This window comes from Pseudonocardia benzenivorans CB1190 (assembly GCF_000196675.2).
Lineage (GTDB): Bacteria > Actinomycetota > Actinomycetes > Mycobacteriales > Pseudonocardiaceae > Pseudonocardia > Pseudonocardia benzenivorans.
This window is the reverse complement of record NC_015312.1, coordinates 4,533,572-4,549,567: the sequence shown is the minus strand read 5'-3', so window position 1 is coordinate 4,549,567 and position 15,996 is coordinate 4,533,572. Positions and strand designations below refer to the sequence as shown.

General features: G+C 73.7%; 15 protein-coding genes and 1 tRNA gene. 7 read left to right on the top strand and 9 right to left on the bottom strand.

Going from position 1 to position 15,996, the window contains the following annotated elements; translation table 11 throughout:
- Window positions 1–78: 78 nt before the first annotated feature.
- The 4 genes from PSED_RS21230 to PSED_RS21215 form a co-directional block, all read right to left on the bottom strand.
- A complete protein-coding gene (locus tag PSED_RS21230) occupies window positions 79–558 on the bottom strand; it encodes a winged helix-turn-helix transcriptional regulator (protein ID WP_013676301.1) in 480 nt (159 codons plus the stop codon).
- Between the two features lie 69 nt (window positions 559–627).
- Window positions 628–1,965: an MFS transporter gene (locus tag PSED_RS21225; protein ID WP_202946301.1), complete on the bottom strand. Its 1,338-nt coding sequence runs from the start codon at window positions 1,963–1,965 to the stop codon at window positions 628–630.
- 176 nt (window positions 1,966–2,141) lie between these two features.
- Window positions 2,142–3,785, bottom strand: a complete 1,644-nt coding sequence (locus PSED_RS21220) for a long-chain-fatty-acid--CoA ligase (protein ID WP_013676299.1) — start codon at window positions 3,783–3,785, stop codon at window positions 2,142–2,144.
- A 93-nt stretch (window positions 3,786–3,878) separates the two neighbouring features.
- Window positions 3,879–4,877 (bottom strand): LLM class flavin-dependent oxidoreductase, encoded by a 999-nt coding sequence (locus PSED_RS21215; protein ID WP_013676298.1) that lies wholly within the window; start codon window positions 4,875–4,877, stop codon window positions 3,879–3,881.
- Between the two features lie 214 nt (window positions 4,878–5,091).
- Between PSED_RS21215 and PSED_RS21210 the strand changes: the two genes are divergently transcribed.
- Together PSED_RS21210 and PSED_RS21205 are read left to right on the top strand one after the other, a co-directional pair.
- Complete coding sequence (locus tag PSED_RS21210) at window positions 5,092–6,051, top strand: MBL fold metallo-hydrolase (protein WP_013676297.1); 960 nt, start codon at window positions 5,092–5,094, stop codon at window positions 6,049–6,051.
- Window positions 6,052–6,084: 33 nt separating this feature from the next.
- Window positions 6,085–7,695: an FAD-dependent monooxygenase gene (locus PSED_RS21205; protein WP_013676296.1), complete on the top strand. Its 1,611-nt coding sequence runs from the start codon at window positions 6,085–6,087 to the stop codon at window positions 7,693–7,695.
- Window positions 7,696–7,754: 59 nt separating this feature from the next.
- On the opposite strand, the gene PSED_RS21200 is transcribed toward PSED_RS21205, so the two are convergent.
- Window positions 7,755–8,057 (bottom strand): hypothetical protein, encoded by a 303-nt coding sequence (locus PSED_RS21200; RefSeq protein ID WP_013676295.1) that lies wholly within the window; start codon window positions 8,055–8,057, stop codon window positions 7,755–7,757.
- Window positions 8,058–8,196: 139 nt separating this feature from the next.
- On the bottom strand, window positions 8,197–8,853 hold the full coding sequence (locus PSED_RS21195) for a L,D-transpeptidase (protein ID WP_013676294.1): 657 nt from the start codon (window positions 8,851–8,853) through the stop codon (window positions 8,197–8,199).
- Window positions 8,854–9,079: 226 nt separating this feature from the next.
- Between PSED_RS21195 and PSED_RS21190 the strand changes: the two genes are divergently transcribed.
- Window positions 9,080–9,172 (top strand) — tRNA-Sec (locus PSED_RS21190).
- A gap of 25 nt (window positions 9,173–9,197) precedes the next feature.
- Here the strand turns inward: PSED_RS21190 and PSED_RS21185 are convergent.
- Window positions 9,198–9,755: a pyridoxamine 5'-phosphate oxidase family protein gene (locus tag PSED_RS21185; protein ID WP_013676293.1), complete on the bottom strand. Its 558-nt coding sequence runs from the start codon at window positions 9,753–9,755 to the stop codon at window positions 9,198–9,200.
- 63 nt (window positions 9,756–9,818) lie between these two features.
- Between PSED_RS21185 and PSED_RS21180 the strand changes: the two genes are divergently transcribed.
- The gene (locus tag PSED_RS21180) at window positions 9,819–10,967 is read left to right on the top strand and encodes a CaiB/BaiF CoA transferase family protein (RefSeq protein WP_013676292.1); all 1,149 of its coding nucleotides are present in this window, start codon (window positions 9,819–9,821) and stop codon (window positions 10,965–10,967) included.
- A 91-nt stretch (window positions 10,968–11,058) separates the two neighbouring features.
- Here the strand turns inward: PSED_RS21180 and PSED_RS21175 are convergent, their stop codons facing one another.
- Window positions 11,059–11,922 carry an alpha/beta fold hydrolase gene (locus tag PSED_RS21175; RefSeq protein WP_013676291.1) on the bottom strand — a complete coding sequence of 288 codons (864 nt, stop codon included), beginning with the start codon at window positions 11,920–11,922 and terminating at the stop codon, window positions 11,059–11,061.
- Between the two features lie 137 nt (window positions 11,923–12,059).
- Here PSED_RS21175 and tyrS point away from each other — a divergent pair, with 137 nt between their 5' ends.
- From tyrS to PSED_RS21160, 3 genes are all read left to right on the top strand, one after another.
- Complete coding sequence (tyrS, locus tag PSED_RS21170) at window positions 12,060–13,454, top strand: tyrosine--tRNA ligase (protein WP_013676290.1); 1,395 nt, start codon at window positions 12,060–12,062, stop codon at window positions 13,452–13,454.
- Between the two features lie 72 nt (window positions 13,455–13,526).
- Complete coding sequence (locus tag PSED_RS21165; protein WP_013676289.1) at window positions 13,527–14,297, top strand: TetR/AcrR family transcriptional regulator; 771 nt, start codon at window positions 13,527–13,529, stop codon at window positions 14,295–14,297.
- Window positions 14,294–15,541 (top strand): MFS transporter, encoded by a 1,248-nt coding sequence (locus tag PSED_RS21160; protein WP_407692849.1) that lies wholly within the window; start codon window positions 14,294–14,296, stop codon window positions 15,539–15,541. The genes PSED_RS21165 and PSED_RS21160 overlap by 4 nt, the downstream gene beginning before the upstream one ends.
- On the opposite strand, the gene PSED_RS21155 is transcribed toward PSED_RS21160, so the two are convergent.
- Window positions 15,538–15,969 (bottom strand): PPOX class F420-dependent oxidoreductase, encoded by a 432-nt coding sequence (locus PSED_RS21155; RefSeq protein WP_013676287.1) that lies wholly within the window; start codon window positions 15,967–15,969, stop codon window positions 15,538–15,540. The two genes, PSED_RS21160 and PSED_RS21155, sit on opposite strands and share 4 nt — an antisense overlap.
- Window positions 15,970–15,996: the final 27 nt, after the last annotated feature.

Genomic DNA, 15,996 nt, shown 5'->3' with positions numbered 1-15,996 from the left:
GCGACCCACAGAAAAAGAGGTCGGCCCGCCGCGGTGCGCGGCGGGCCGACCCGGAACGATTTCGCGCCGGCGAAATCGTCAGGCGAACAATCGTCCCCGCGGCTGCACGCGCGGCGCGTCCCGGCCCTCGACGGTGCGGCCGGTGAACGGCTCACCGCAGTGCGAGCAGACCTGCACCGCGCGTGCGTCGTGGTCGCACGTCGTGTGGTGCAGCAGGACGGGTGGCCCCTCCGGCCCGGTGGCCCACTTGTCGCCCCAGTTGAGGAGCGCCATGATGACCGGGAACAGGTCCTTGCCCTTCTGCGTGAGGTGGTACTCGTAGCGCGGCGGGTTGTCCTGGTAGGGCCGCTTCTCCACGACCCCGTGCTCGATCAGGCCGTCGAGGCGCTCCTTGAGGATGTTCCGGGAGATCCCGAGCTCCTCCTGCATCTGTTCGAAACGGTTCCGACCCTTGAATCCGAACAGATCGCGGACGATGAGCAACGTCCACCACTCGCCCACGACTTCGAGCGTCTGGGCGATGGAGCAGTCGAAGTCTGCGAAGCTCTTCCTGCGCATGGTGCGACTATAGCCCGACTTCCCATATCGTGACGCAACCCACCCGTCGCGACGGGCGCGGCCGGCCGGTCACGCCGTTCCCGGGGCGGTCGCGGCGCGCTCGCCCAGCCCGGGGTCGGCCGCGGCGCCGTCGGTGGCACCGGGACTCGTCCACGACGTGCGCAGGGCCGCCAGCGCACCGAGCGTGATCAGGCCCATCACGACGATGTACACCGACACCGACGCCGACGTGCCCATCGACGCGAGCAGCGACGTCATGACCAGCGGCGCGAACCCGCCGCCGACGACGTTGGACAGCTGGTAGCCCAGCGACGCGCCGCTGTAGCGCACCGCCACCGGGAACAGTTCGGAGAACAGCGCCGCCGTCGGGCCATACATGATGCCGTTGACGAACATCGCGACGGCGATACCCGCGCCGACGACGACCGGGTTGCCGGTGTCCACCAGCATGAAGTACGGGAAAGCCCAGACCACGGTCGCGACGACGCCGATGAGGAAGACGGGGCGGCGCCCGATCCGGTCGCTGAGGCGCGAGAACACGATGATCGACACCGCCATGAACGCCGCCCCGATCATGATCGCGATCAGCATCGTGTTGCGGGTCAGCTTCAGTGTCTGTGTCGCGTATGCGAGTGTCCCGGTCGTGTAGACGTAGAACGAGCCGCCGACCACCAGGAACGTCCCGATCGTGACGAGGATCCGGGCCGGGTGGTCCTTGATCACCTGCAGCACCGGCGAGCGCCGGGGTCGGGCGGTCGCGGCGTTGTCGCGGAAGGCCGGTGTGTCCTCGATGCGCAGCTGGACCAGCAGCGCGACCAGCACGACCGCCCCGCCGACGAGGAACGGAATCCGCCAGCCCCAGTCGAGGAACGCCTCGGCGCTGGTCGTCCCCGCGACGAGGAAGAACGCACCGCTGGACAGGATGAGCCCCAGTGGGAGCCCGATCTGGGCCCAGGCGCCGTAGGCCCCGCGTCTGCCCGGCGGGGCGTACTCGGTGGCGAGCAGCACCGCGCCGCCCCACTGGCCACCCAGTGCGAGGCCCTGGGCGATGCGCAGCAGCGAGAGCAGCAGCGGTGCGGCGAGGCCGATCGTCGCGAAGCCCGGCAGGACGCCGATGGCGAAGGTCGCGGCGGCCATCAGGGCGAGTGCGACGACCAGGGCCCGGCGCCGTCCGTGCCGGTCGCCGAGGTGGCCGAACAGCGCGCCCCCGACCGGACGCGCGACGAACCCGACGGCGATCGTCGCGAAGGAGGACAGCGTGGCCACCAGCGGGCTGAACGACGGGGAGAAGAAGACCTTCGGGAAGACCAGCGCCGCGGCAGTCGTGTAGAGGAAGAAGTCGTACCACTCGGTCGACTGCCCGAGCAGCGTCGCGATGCGGACGCGGCGCAGCTCGCGGGGGGACACCGTCGACCCTCTCGGGTCCCGGCGAGGTGGGGTAGAGCTCATGTCAGGCCTCCGTTGGTCGTGGCAGAGCACTTTCCTTGTCGTGCGCGTGGCGCCGCAGATGTGGTCGTGCGCGTGGCGCCGCAGATGTGGTCGTGCGCGTGGCGCCGCAGATGTGGTCGTGCGCGGCGGGGTGGTCAGCGGGTTCCGGCGTCGGCACCCACGGGGGAGGGGTGTGCGAGCGTCCGGACGGTGAGGCCGCCCTCGGCGGCGACGGCCCGCAGTCGCTTCTTGTCGAGCTTCCCGACGCTGGTGCGCGGCAGCTCGGAGGTGAGGGCCCAGCGCTCCGGCAGCCACCACCGGGGGACGTGCACGGCGAGGTGGGCGCGCAGGTCGTCGGCGGTGACGTCGGCCCCGGCGCGCAGGACCACGACGGCGAGCGGACGTTCGTCCCAGCGCGGGTCGGGCACGCCGATGACCGCGGACTCGACGACGTCCGGGTGGGCGTCGAGCTGGTCCTGCAGCGCGACCGAGGAGATCCACTCGCCACCGGACTTGATGACGTCCTTGGCGCGGTCGGTGATCTTGAAGTAGCCCCGGCGGTCGATGACGCCCATGTCGCCCGTGCGCAGCCAGCCGTCGGCGGTGAACCGGTCGGCGCCGGTCCCGCCGAGGTAGGACCCCGTGACCCAGGGCCCGCGCAGCTCGAGCTCGCCGACGGCCTCGCCGTCGCGCGGGAGCGGCTCGCCGTACTCGTCGACGGCGCGCATCTCCAGCCCGGGGAGCAGCCGGCCCGACCACTGCCGCCACGGCGTGTCCTCGTCGTCGGCGTCCGCGGCGGCCGGCAGCGCCAGGCCGCCCCACGGACCGACCTCGGTCATGCCCCAGCCCTGCACGAGGTTCGCCCCGTGGGTCCGGGCGTAGTGGTCGATCAGCGAGTCCGGCACCGACGACCCCGCACAGATGATCGACCGCAGCGACCCGAGGTCGACCGGGTGGTTCTGCGCGTAGGTCTTCACCTGGGCCCAGATCAGGGGGATCGAGACGGCGACGGTCGGGCGGGTCGCAGCGACGATCGAGGCGATCGCCCGCGGCCCGACGTCGCGCCCGGGAAGGACCAGCCCGGCGCCGGTCAGCAGCGACGCGTGCGGCAGCCCCCATCCGTTGACGTGGAACATCGGGGTGACCTGGAGGATGCGGTCGCGATCCGACAGTGCCATCGCCGAGCCCGACGCGATGGTCAGCGCCTGCAGCCAGATCGACCGGTGGCTGTAGGCGACGCCCTTGGGGAGCCCGGTCGTCCCGGTCGTGTAGCAGATCGCGGCGGCGGCGCGCTCGTCCGGATCCGACGGCCAGCCGTCCGTCGGGTCGGCGGACCCGACCAGTGCCTCGTAGCCGAGGTACGGCTCGGGGGCCGTCCCCACGACGACCACCGTGTGCACGCTCGGCGTCCGCTCCAGCAGCGGCTCGACGCGCGGCAGGAGGTCGTCGTCGACGATGAGCACGCCGTCACGGGCGTCGTCGATGACGTACACGAGCTGGTCGTCGGAGAGCCGCGAGTTGACCAGGTGCAGCACCGCGCCCATCGCCGGAACCCCGTAGAACGTCTCGAGGTGCGCCTGATGGTTGTGGCACAGGGAGCCGACGCGGTCGCCCGCGCGGACGCCGAGCGCGTGCAGGGCCGCGGCGAGCCGTCCCGCCCGGGCGAGGACGGTGGCGAGGTCGGCCTCGTGCGCGACGGCGCCGTCGGCGCACGACAGCACCCGGGTGTCGGGGTGCACGTGCTGCGCGTGCCGCACCATCGCTCCCACGGTCAGCGGGACGTCCTGCATCGTGCTCATGAGCTCGCTCATGGGTCTGACCAACTCCAGTCCGTGATGCGTGCACAACCAGTTCGATGACGCTACGCAGCGGCGGTGTCGCCGCGGTCGTCGTCAGAGGTCCGCGACCGCCGGGATGACGTCGTCGCCGATGCGCCGCAGCGAGTCGAGGATCTGCTGGTGGTCGCCGACGATGTGGCGCACCAGGACCTTCTCGAAGCCCATGTCGCGGTAGCCGGCGAGCCGTTTGACCACGGTTCCGGCCGACCCGACGAGCGAGGTGTCGCGCTCGTGGCCGAACCCGCGGTACCCCGCCGCGATCATCGGTTCCACGGCCTCCCATGCCTGCTCGTCGGTCTCGGCGACGTAGATGTCGCGGCGGAGCACGGCGTCGGGGACCCGCCCGTGCTCGGCGCACACGGCGCGGTACCGGTCGAGCAGCACGCGCAGCTCCTCGGGGGAGGTGCCGGGTGCGGTCTCCCAGGCGTCGCCCAGCCGCCCCGCGCGGTCGACCGCGCCACCTGCCGTCGCCGCCACCCAGATCTGCGCGGGGACGGCGGGGACCGGGTTGATGCGCACGCCGTCGAGCTGGAAGAACTCGCCCTCGTGCGTCACCGTCTCGCCCGCCAGCAGCGCGCGGACGACGGTGATGAACTCCTCGCTGCGCCGCCCTCGGGAGCCCTTCGCGATCCGGAATCCCGTGAACTGCTCGTTGACGTCGCCGTTGCCGACGACCAGGGTCAGCGGCTCGGGCGCGAACGCCGCCAGGGTCCCGACCTGTTCGGCGGCGATCACGGGGTGGTGGAACGGCGCGAGGTAGAGCAGCCCGACCGGCATGTCTCCGGTGACGGCCAGCATCCGGGCGAGGGTGGGCGTCGGGGCGAACGCGTTCGCGTAGGACGAGGCGTGGCTGTCGCCGACCATCAGGAACCCGAAGTGGTGCTCCGCGGCGGTCCGCGCGATCTCCAGCAGCTGCCGGGCCTGGACGCGCGCGTCGGTCACCCCGAGTGGGATGTCGCTGAACTCGCCCTTCGCGACGACGGTCTCGTGGTAGCGGCGCAACGAGTCCTCCGACGAGGCGAAGATGAACCGGAGCGACGTTCCGAGCAGCATGCGCGTTCCCTCTCGGTGCGGCGTGTTCGCCGTCGTGCCGGAGTGGCCGGCGCTCGGCAGTGAGTAGCGTCATAGAACGCTAGCAGCGGTCGCCGGAGCGGGGCAAGGGTGCGGTTCGCCCGTTGTGGGCCGGTTTCCCGACACTGTGCGTGCCGAGGGGTGGGGCTCTACCGTGGCGATGGGTACCGGGAACCGTCGGAGAAAGGACCCGGCCATGGCCAAGCCGTTCGCCTCCTCAGCCGACGTCGAGGCCAAGGAGCAGACGCTCGAACTGCTCGCCGACGGCGTCTACGCGCTCACCGCCGAGGGTGACCCCAACATCGGCGCGATCGAGGGCGAGGACTTCCTCGTCTGCTTCGAGGCGCTGGCGACGCCCGTCGTCGCCGCGAGATGGCTCGCGATCCTGCGCGAGCACACCGACAAGCCGGTCCGGTACCTGGTGCTGAGCCACTACCACGCGGTCCGCGTGCTCGGGGCGAGCGCGTTCGACGCGGAGGCGATCGTCGCTCACGAGATCACCCGTGAGCTGGTGGCCGAGCGCGGCGCGCAGGACTGGGAGTCCGAGTTCGCGCGGATGCCGCGGCTCGCCGAGGGTGCCGACTCGGTCCCCGGGCTGACCTGGCCGACGCTGACCTTCGCCGACCGGATGACCATCGATCTCGGCGGCGACCGCGGCGAGCTGGTGCTGCAGTACCACGGCCGCGGGCACACCGAGGGCGACATCACCGCGTGGCTGCCCCGGCACCGGATCCTGTTCGCGGGCGACCTCGTCGAGGCCCAGGCCGCCCTCTACACCGGCGACGCCTCCCACCGCGACTGGGCGACCACCACGCTCGACCGCATCGAGGCCCTCGGGGCCGATCAGCTCGTCGGCGGCCGCGGCGGGGTGTCGCGCGGACCGGCCGAGGTCTCCGCCGCGATCGCGCAGACCCGGCGGTTCCTGCAGGTCATGATCGACCGGGTGGGTGCCGTTCAGCAGCGTGGCGGCACGCTGAAGGAGGCGTTCGAGACCACCCACGCCGCGCTCGTCGACGACTACGGGCGGTGGCCGATCTTCGAGCACTGCCTGCCGTTCGACGTCTCGCGTCTCTGGGACGAGCTCTCCGGGGTGGAGCGGCCGATCATCTGGACGAGCGAGCGCGACCAGGAGGTCTGGGCGCAGCTGCAGGACTAGCTGTCCTCGCTCCGACGACGGGAGACGACGACGATGTCCTCCTCCGCACCCGTCCTGGTGCTGGGCGCCGGGCCGGTCGGCCAGACGACCGCCTTGTTGCTCGCCCGCTGGGGCGTGTCGACGATCCTGCTGGACCGCCGTCCCCGGCGCGACGCCGTCGGGTCCAGGGCGATCTGCCAGCAGCGCGACGTCCTCGACATCTGGGAGGCCGTCGGGGCGGGCCACCGGATCGCCGACGAGGGCGTCACCTGGACCACGGCCCGGACCTTCCACGGCGACCGCGAGCTGTTCAGCGTCGAGCTCGCCGACCACGGGGTCCCGGCGTTCCCGCCGTTCGTCAACATCTCGCAGAGCCGCACCGAGGAGATCCTCGACGAGCTCGTCGCCGCCCAGCCGCTGGTCGACCTGCGCTGGGACCGGCACGCGACCCACCTCCACCAGGACGGCGACGGTGTGACGGTCGTGCTCGGTGACGGGCACCGGCTCCGCGGTTCCCACGTCGTCGTCTGCGCCGGGCCGCGCTGCGACGAGCTGCGCGCGCCGCTGGGGGTGTCGTTCGACGGGCACTCGTTCGACGACCGCTTCCTGATCTGCGACATCCGGACGGACCTGCCGGACCGGGTGCACGAGCGGCGGTTCTACTTCGACCCGGTGTGGAACCCGGGCCGGCAGGTGCTGATCCACCCGTGCCCCGACTCGCGGTTCCGCATCGACTGGCAGGTCCCCGCCGACTACGACCTCCACGACGAGGCGGTGTCGGGCGCCCTGGACGACCGCATCCGGGCGGTGATCGGCGATCGCCCGTACGAGCTGCTGTGGTCGTCGGTGTACCGGTTCCACTCGCGCGTCGTCGACCGGATGCGGGTGGGGCGCGTCCTCGTCGCGGGCGACGCCGCGCACCTGATGTCCCCCTTCGGGGCGCGGGGTCTCAACTCCGGGGTCGCCGACGCCGAGAACGCGGCGTGGAAGATCGCGTACGTCCGGCACGGCTGGGCTCCCGACGCGCTGCTGGACAGCTACCACGCCGAGCGGCACGCCGCCGCCCTGGAGAACCTCGCGGTCACGACGGCGACGATGAACTTCCTCGTCCCCCGCGACGACGCGCAGGCCCGGCACCGTGCGGACACGCTCGCGGCCGCCGCCGACGACCCGGCGAGCCGCGCCTTCGTGGACTCGGGCCGGCTCGCCGAACCGTTCTGGTACGTCGACTCTGCGCTGACGACCCCGGCCGCGCACCGGCCGTTCGCCGGGCGCCCGCCCCGGGGGCAGGCCCCGGCCGCCGGTCCGGGGGTGCTGGTGCCCGACGCGCCGGTCGTGGCCCCCGACGGTCGCCGCCGGCTGCGGCTGCTGGCCCGCGACGGGTTCCTGCTGCTCAGCGGCCATCAGGTCGGGCCCGCCGCCGTCCGCGACGGCGCCGCCGGGATACCGGGCCCGGTCCGCAGCCTCGCGCTGGCCGACATCGACGCCGAGGGCGCGCTCACCGCGGCCCTCGCGGCCCGGCCCGACGAGGTCTGGATCGTCCGGCCCGACGCCCACGTCGCCGGGGTCCTGGTCGACCCGGTCGCGCCGGAGATCGCGGCCGCGCTGCACCGCGCCGTGGGCCACCCGGCGCCGGCCGATCGGGACGACGCGCTGCGCCGCTGACGGAGCGGCTGCCACGCCCGCGGCCGCCGCGCCGCGGACGACCTCGGCGCAGCGGGAGCTCAGGGCGGGAGGGGCTCGTCGGGCGGCGCGGTGGTCCCGGCGACGTCCTCGACGGCGTCCGCGAGCCGCCGCGCACACGTCGCGATGTCCGGCGGCACCGAACGCAGGTGCCGCGACGACGCCTCCCCGAGCGCCGCGGCGGCCGCCAGCAGCCGGGCCATCCCGCCGTCGTCGTAGAGCACCCGGCCGGCGATGCGGCGCAGGGTGATCGAGGCCTGCGCGACGCGCCGCTCCTCGGCCCGGGCCGCCTCGTGCCGCCTGCCCGGTGCGGTGCCGGGCCAGTGGTCGTCGTGGATGGGCACGTCCCGACGATACGGGTCTTCGAACAGATGTTCGAGTGACGTCACCCGGCTGCCGCACCCACCGGCGCGACCGGGACCGCGGCGGCCTGCCCGGGTCGCTCACGAGCAGGCCGGCGCGGTCTCCGCCGCGCGGGCCGGTTCAGCTGTCGTCGCCGCCGTCGTTGCCGCTGTCGTCGCCGTGCGCGGCCTCCCACGCCCGGACGCCGCCCGCCCCATACATCGGGCCGTCGTAGGTCAGACCACGGGCCTTCATCTCGTCGGACGCCTTGACGACCTGCACCTCGTCGCCGACCTGGAGGTAGGCGTACCAGGCCTTCGCGTCGTCGGCGGCGAGGTGGATGCAGCCGCCGGACGCGTTCTCCGGGTCGCCCTCGTGGAACGCGATGCCGCCGTCCTCGAAGAACACCGAGTACGGCATCGGGTCCGGCACGCCGTTGGTGAACGACTCGCCGCTGACGTGGTCGATGTCCTTCAGGTAGACGTGCAGGTCGTGCCCGACCGGCGTCGGCTCGGTCTTGCCGCCCGAGGCGATGTTCACCGGCCCGCGCGTGACCTTGCCGTCCTGGATCAGCCAGGCGCGCTGGGAGTCGAGGTCGACGCAGGCCTTCGCCGTCACCGAGCACGGGGTGCCCGGGACGAGCGGCTGCGCCCGCGCCGCCGCGGCGGCGGCGGACTCGCCGGTGGTCGGGTCCGGTGCCGTGTTCGGGGTGGCGGACGCGGGGGCGGCGAGCAGCACGCTCGTCACGGCCGTCACCACGCCGAGTCCCAGTCCGCCGTACAGATGCCGTTTGCGCACCGATGTCCTCCTCTAGTGCCGGCCCTGTCACCTGGCCGCTGTAGGGAGGACGGCCATCACCCGGTCAGGTTGCGCCGGGTGGCCGAGCATGTGCGGTCCGCAAGGGGGTCTGTCCCTCGGCGTCCGGATTCATCCGGTTTCCCGCCGCCCCGGGCGCGCGGTCCGTGGCCGTCCGCCACGGCGCGTGCCCGGGGCACGCCGCTGTGTAGGGTGACCGTGCCGGTAGGGAGGCGTCTGGGTGCCTGGTGGCCCCCGCGGTCTTCAACACCGACGTGGCCGAGTATCTCGGTCAGGCGGGTTCGATTCCCGTCCGCCTCCGCTCCCGGCCGCGCGTGTCCGAGCGGTCAGAACCGCCACGTCGTCGCCCCGCCGGGCGCGATGCTCAGCGCCGTCGCCGACTCGGCGACGATCCGGTAGACGTGCCACGGCGGCCGCCCGGCGGACGGGGCGCTGAAGTCCGCCGTCAGCGCGGTGCCGGAGTCGTCGACCCGGCACGGCCAGTCCTCGGCCCAGTGCGCGGCCATCCGCGCCACCGTCGCGGGGTCGGTGACCTGCTCCGCGGTGCCGCGGACGACGAGGTCGAACTTCTCGGTGGCCAGGCTCAGCGCGCATCGCGGGTCGCGGGCGAGGTTGCGGCCCTTGCGCGTCCGCTCACCGGTCTCGAACCAGAAGGTGCCGTCCACCCACAGCGCGCCGATGCCGGTCACGTGCGGGCCGCCGTCCGCGTCGAGGGTCGTGAGCCAGCTGGAGTGCCGGTTCGGCCCGCCCGAGCCGGGTGCCTGCGGGAAGCCGGCGTCGAGCCCGGCGGTGATCGTGCCCCAGTCGAGGGTGGGCAGGTCGTAGAGCGTGGCGAGGTTGGTGGCGTCCATGGTGGTGGGACCGTCGCCGACCGCGGCGCTCATCGGTCGTTCGGCGCGCCGCCGCCGCGGATGGTACGAGTGATCACCGGGACGAGGAGGTCGGACATGACGGGTCCGCTGGACGGGGTCACGGTCGTCGCGCTGGAGCAGGCCATCGCGGCCCCGCTGTGCACGCGGCACCTGGCCGACCTCGGTGCGCGCGTGATCAAGGTCGAGAACCCCGGCGTCGGCGACGCGAGCCGGCACTACGACGGCGTCGTCCGCGGGCTCGCGGCGCACTTCGTCTGGCTCAACCACGGGAAGGAGTCCGCCGAGCTCGACCTGCGCGAGGAGGCCGACCGGGCCGTGTTCGCCCGCCTCCTCGACCGGGCCGACGTGCTGGTCAGCAACCTGGCGCCGGGCGCGCTCGGCCGCCACGGGCTCGCTCCCGACGACCTGGCGCGGCGGCACCCGCGGCTGGTCGTCGTCGACATCTCCGGGTACGGCACGGGCGGTCCGCTCGACCACAAGCGGGCCTACGACCTGCTGATCCAGTCCGAGGGCGGCTCGTGCGCGATCACCGGCACGCCGGGTGCACCCGTCAAGCCGGGTGTACCCGTCGCCGACATCGGCACGGCGCTCTACGCATACTCGGCGGTGCTGGCGGCGCTCTACGACCGCGAGCACACCGGGCGCGGCACCGTCGTGCGCGTCGCGATGCTCGACGTCCTCGCCGAGATGATGGGCTTCGCCCTCAACACGGTCGTGCACGGCGGCGAGCTCGTCCCGGTCGGCCTCGGCTCACCGACGGTCGCCCCCTACGGCGCCTACCCGACCCGTGACGGGCAGACCGTCGTGCTCGGGGTGACCAACGACCGCGAGTGGCGACGGCTCACCGAGGACCTGCTCGGCCGTCCCGACCTCGCGGCCGACCCGCGCTACGCCCGCAACTCAGACCGGGTCGGGCGCCGCGGCGAGCTCGACGCGATCGTGGGCGAGTGGTGCGCCCGTCACGACCTCGACGACGTGCGCGCCCGCGCCGACGAGGCCGGCATCGGCAACGCCCGGCTCAACGACGTGCACGACCTCGCCGCCCACCCACAGCTGTCGGCGCGCGGCCGGTGGCGGGAGGTGGGCTCGCCGGTCGGGCCGCTGCCCGCGCTCGTCCCGCCCGCGCTCGGCACGGGATGGACGCTGCCCGACGCGCGGGTGCCCGCGCTCGGCGAGCACACCGACGCGATCCGGGCGGAGTTCGCGGCCGCGGAGCCCCCGTGAGCGGCGATGGTCGCCATGGCGACCATCGCAGCTCACCAACCGGGGTGGACGGGAAGCCGGCTCCGGGGCCGACCGGGGACGGACGGGCGACTCAGGCGTCGAGCACCTCGCGCAGCCGGGCGGCGAACTCCGCCGGCTTGCCGGCGTAGGGGCCGTCGCCGCCGGTGAAGCCGCCGTGGTGGCTCGGGAAGACGACGGCCTCCTGGCCGAGCCGCGCGGCGAGGGCCCGCGCCGTCCGCCCGGTGAAGCTCTCCCCGGACTCCTCGGCGACGCCGACGACGATCCGCGTGGGTGCCGCGCTCAGCGCCGCGACGTCCGGGACGTAGTCGGTGACGGCCAGCGAGACGTCCGACAGCAGCGGGTCGTCGCGGCTCCCGTCGTCCTCCGACGGCATGCCGAACATCGCGGGGTCGGGTGTCGGCCGGGCGAAGTACGCGTCGGTGAACTCGCCCTGCCACGACGTCATCGCGATGAACGCCGCCATGCCGGCGCCGAACCCCTTCGCCCGGTACGCGTCGAGGAACCCGTCGCGGGCGCGGACCGCGGCGTCGGCGTCGGGCAGGACCGGGATCAGGGGCGGCTCGTGGGCGACGAGGGTCCGCACGTCGCCGGGGTGTTCCGCGACGAGCGCCAGGCCGGCGACGGCGCCGCCGCTGCTGCCGAACACGTCGACGGGGCCCGCGCCGAGGGTCTCGACGAGCCGGTGCAGGTCCCCGGCCTGGGTACGGGGGTCGTTGTCGGTGCGCCCGTCCCTGCGGACGCTGCGGCCGAGCCCCCGCGGGTCGTAGGTCACGGTGGTCCGGTCGTCCATCAGCGACGCGAGGGTCGTGAAGCCCTCGGCGGTCATCGGCTGGCCGATCAGGAGCAGGGGCGGGCGGCCGCCGGCGGTGGGCAGCGGACCGTGCACGTCGTAGGCGATGTCGGCCTCGGCGTCGCTGAGGGTTCGTGTCGTCATGCACGGTTGACGACGGCGCGCCCGCGAACTCATCTGTGCCCGGCGAAGCGGTCCCCGCGGGCCCCGTCACCAGCGGCGGGGCCCCACGCCGCGGGCCGATAGAGTCGGTGCCGCACGCCATCCCCAGGAGAGCTTCGATGACCCGACTGAGCCAGTCCGCCGAGCGCGTCACCGCGCTGCTCGCCGGCGCCGACCTCGCCACCGACGCCGCGGTGCGCGAGCTGCTGACCGAGACCACGGCGCGCCGCAGCCTGGACCTGTCGGACCTGCCGCCTGCCGAGCAGGCCGCCCTGATCGCCGCGCGCTCGCAGCAGCTGCAGCCCTCGGCCGACGCGCTCGCCGCCCGGATCGTCTCGGCGGCGGAGAAGGGCAGGCCGTTCGTCGCGAAGTTCGGGATCGACCCGACCGGCGCCGAGGTGCACCTGGGCCACTCCGTGCCGATGCAGATCCTGAGCCGCTTCCAGCGCATGGGCCACGACGTCGTCTTCATCGTCGGCGACATGACGGCGAAGATCGGCGACCCGTCGGGCCGTTCCGACGACCGCCCGGCGCTGACCGACGAGGACATCGAGCACAACCTCGCCACCTACCGCGAGCAGGTCAGCCCCTTCTTCGACTTCGACCGGGCGCACTTCCGGCGCAACGGCGACTGGCTGCGGAAGATCACGCTGCCGGAGATCATCGGCATCACGGCGCAGATCCCGGTGTCGATGTCGTTGCAGCGCGAGGACTTCCGCAAGCGGCTCGACGCCGGGCAGGGGCTCTCGCTCGCCGAGCTGATGTACTCGATCGTCATGGCGCTCGACTCCGTGGAGATCAACTGCGACCTCGAGGTCGGCGGCATCGACCAGTTCCTCAACATGCAGATGTGCCGCAAGGTCATGGAGATCAGCGGCCAGGTCCCGGAGCTGGTCGTCGCGACGTCGCTGATCGAGGGCACCGACGGCACCGGCGCCAAGATGAGCAAGTCCAAGGGCAACTACGTCCCGCTGACGGCCGCGCCCGGCGAGATCTTCGGCAAGATCATGTCGGTGCCCGACCGGCTCGTCGAGCCGTACTTCCGCGCCCTGTCGGAGTGGCTCGACGCGGAGCTCGCCGTCGCGGCGGAGCGGGTCGCGGCCGGCACGCTGCACCCGATGGACCTCAAGAAGGTCCTCGCGGGTGAGGTCACGGCGGCGATCCACGGTGTGGACGCGGCGATGAAGGCCCGCGACGAGTTCGCCGCACGCTTCTCCCGGCGCACCTTCGCCGAGGTCGACGACCTGCCGACGGTCGCGGACCTCGGGGTCAGCGTCACCGAGGCGGTCAAGGCGCTGGGCTTCGCCGCGAGCAACGGCGACGTCCGTCGCGTCGCGCAGCAGAACGGCCTGCGCCTGGTCGTGGAGGCCGACGGCGAGCAGGAGCAGCTGTCGCTCACCGCGGACGACGCCCGCGCGGTGCTCGCGGACCTCGTCAAGGACCGGCTCGACGGAAAGACCGGGGACTACTTCCTCAAGGTCGGGCGCAAGCTGGCACGCATCCGGGCCGACTGAGCCGGGTCGCCCGGGACGGGGCGACCGAGCCGGAACCGCGGGGCGTCGGCACCTGCGCTCTACCATCGCGGCATGAGCGGCGAGGAGACGCGCGACGGCGCCCGTCGGAAGAACGCGTCCCGGCGCGGTCGTGGCGAGGCCGGCGCCGACGACAGGGGAGCCCGGCCGAGCACCGCCCGCCGCGAGCTGGTGGAGAACGAGCTCTACGAGCACGCCACGCGCCTGTTCGCCGAACGGGGCTTCGCCGGCACCAGCCTGCAGGACATCGCCGACGCCCTCGGCATCACCCGGCCCGCGCTGTACTACTACGTGAAGAGCAAGGACGAGCTGCTCGCCAAGCTCGTCACCGAGGTCACCAACGGCCCGCTCGACGACCTGAACGAGCTCGCGGCGCGGACCGACCTCGACGCCGTCGCAAAGCTGCGCGGGGTCGTCGAGGTGATCGTGGGCAGGCGGACGGCGCAGCCCGAGCGGTTCCGGCTGCTCATCCGGTCCGAGGCGGAGCTGCCCGCCGAGCTCGTCGAGGCCTACGACGAGGGCAGGCGCGAGGTGCTCGCCACCATCGCCGGGATCGTGGAGGACGGCGTGCGTGCCGGGCGGTTCCGGCCCGTCGACGCCCGGGTCGCGGCGCTGGGCGTGCTCGGGATGTGCAACTGGGTGGCGTGGTGGTTCCACCCCGGTGGCCGGGACTCCGGCGAGTCGGTCGTCGCCCAGCTCGCGGACATGGCCGTCGGTGCGCTGCAGCGGCCCGACGGACACGTCCTCGACGGCGAGGGTCCCGCCGCGGCGCTGAAGATGCTCCGCCAGGACCTCGACCATCTCGAACGCATCCTGGACGTCTGATCGTCCCGCGCTCCGGGCCCGCAGCCGGGCCGCTTCCCGCCGCACGCGCTCCCGCAGCGCTGTACGCGGCGGGGTTCGTCACGGCGTTCGGGGCACACGCGGTCGCGGCGACCGTCGGGTCGGAGGCCGGGATCGACGCGATGTCGCTGTTCTCCCTCGGCGTCGTCCTCGCCGTGTACGACGGCGCGGAGGTGCTGCTCAAGCCCGTCTTCGGCTCCCTCGCCGACCGGTGGGGGCCGCGACGCGTGCTCAGCGGCGGGCTGGTCGCCTTCGCGCTGGTGTCCGGCGGGTACGCCGTCGTCGCGGCCACGGGTGCGGTCGCCACCGGGCCGGGCGCGGTCGTCGCCCTGACGCTGGCGCGGCTCGGACAGGGCGCGGCGGCGTCGGCCTTCTCACCGGCCGCGGGAGCGATGGTCGGCCGGCTCTCTCCGACCGGGAAGCAGGGCCGCGCCTTCGGGTCCTACGGCGCCTGGAAGGGCCTGGGCTACACCGGGGGTCCGCTGCTGGGCGGGGTCGTCGTCCTGCTCGGCGGGCTGTCGGTGCTCTTCGCGACGCTCGGGGCGCTCGCTGCACTCGTCGCGGTGTGGGTGCTCCTCGCGGTGCCCGTGCTCGACCCGCTGCCGCGGCGCCGGCAGACGGTCGTCGACCTGGTGCGCAGGCTCGGGTCGCCCACCTTCCTGCGTCCGACCGCCGCGCTCGCCGCCGGCACCGCCGCGCTCTCGGTGGGGGTCGGTTTCCTGCCGGTCCTCGGCGCGGCGGCCGGACTCGGCCCGGTCGCCACGGGTGCGGCCGTCGCGCTGCTCGCCCTCAGCTCGACGCTGGTGCAGCCGCGCGCGGGCCGCGCGCACGACCGCGGGACCCTCGGGACGAGGGCCGCGCTGCTGCTCGGGTTCGGCCCGATGATCGCCGGGTTCGTCGTCGCCGCGACGGTCCCCGGGCTGCCCGGGCTCGTGCCCGCGGCCGTCGCCATCGGGTTCGGCGTCGGGACCCTGACCCCGGTCGCCTTCGCGACGCTCGCCGCGACCTCGCCGCCCGAGCGACTCGGGCAGACCATGGGCTCGGCCGAGCTCGGCCGCGAGCTGGGCGACGCCGGTGGACCGTTGCTCGTGGGCGCGGTCGCGGCCGGGGCGTCGACCGGCGTCGGCCTGGCGGTGCTGGCCGGTGTCCTCGCCGTCACCGGCGCGGCGAGCCTGGTGCGGACCGGCGGCACCGCCCCGCACGGGCCCGATGCCGGGGCGGACTAGCGGATCCGGGCGCCGTAGACGTGGTCGACCGTCATCGTCATGAGCACGCGGCGGTCGTCGACCATCACGCGCCGGTACTCGTCCCAGTCCGGGTGCTCCCCGGCCGCCGACCGGTAGTACTCGACGAGGGCCTGCACCTCGGGCCCGTCCGGGTCGGTGCCGGGACCGACGAGCGTCGCGACCCCCTCGACCGTCGCCCAGCCCCACCCGTCGGCACTGGTCACCTCGAGCGTCGCGCGAGGGTCGCGGCGCAGGTTGGCGGTCTTCGCGCGGCCCTCCGTCATCGACACGCGCACGACACCGGCCTCGCGGTCGTAGAACGGCGTGACGGGGGAGAGCTGCGGACGGCCGTCGGACTTGATGGTCGCCAGCACGCCGAGGCGGCTCTCCGCGAGCAGGGCGTGGGGGTCGAACGAGGAGTCGCTCATGACCCCGGCAACCCTGCCCGCGGCGGC

What these genes read in the sequence shown, in the direction of transcription:
- PSED_RS21210 (WP_013676297.1), top strand. Translation starts at nt 5,092, where the DNA reads ATGGCCAAGCCGTTCGCCTCCTCAGCCGACGTCGAGGCCAAGGAGCAG.
- PSED_RS21205 (WP_013676296.1), top strand. Translation starts at nt 6,085, where the DNA reads ATGTCCTCCTCCGCACCCGTCCTGGTGCTGGGCGCCGGGCCGGTCGGC.
- PSED_RS21155 (WP_013676287.1), bottom strand. Translation starts at nt 15,969, where the DNA reads ATGAGCGACTCCTCGTTCGACCCCCACGCCCTGCTCGCGGAGAGCCGC.
- PSED_RS21230 (WP_013676301.1), bottom strand. Translation starts at nt 558, where the DNA reads ATGCGCAGGAAGAGCTTCGCAGACTTCGACTGCTCCATCGCCCAGACG.
- PSED_RS21215 (WP_013676298.1), bottom strand. Translation starts at nt 4,877, where the DNA reads ATGCTGCTCGGAACGTCGCTCCGGTTCATCTTCGCCTCGTCGGAGGAC.
- PSED_RS21175 (WP_013676291.1), bottom strand. Translation starts at nt 11,922, where the DNA reads ATGACGACACGAACCCTCAGCGACGCCGAGGCCGACATCGCCTACGAC.
- PSED_RS21185 (WP_013676293.1), bottom strand. Translation starts at nt 9,755, where the DNA reads ATGAGCGCCGCGGTCGGCGACGGTCCCACCACCATGGACGCCACCAAC.
- tyrS (WP_013676290.1), top strand. Translation starts at nt 12,060, where the DNA reads ATGACCCGACTGAGCCAGTCCGCCGAGCGCGTCACCGCGCTGCTCGCC.
- PSED_RS21165 (WP_013676289.1), top strand. Translation starts at nt 13,527, where the DNA reads ATGAGCGGCGAGGAGACGCGCGACGGCGCCCGTCGGAAGAACGCGTCC.
- PSED_RS21220 (WP_013676299.1), bottom strand. Translation starts at nt 3,785, where the DNA reads ATGAGCACGATGCAGGACGTCCCGCTGACCGTGGGAGCGATGGTGCGG.
- PSED_RS21180 (WP_013676292.1), top strand. Translation starts at nt 9,819, where the DNA reads ATGACGGGTCCGCTGGACGGGGTCACGGTCGTCGCGCTGGAGCAGGCC.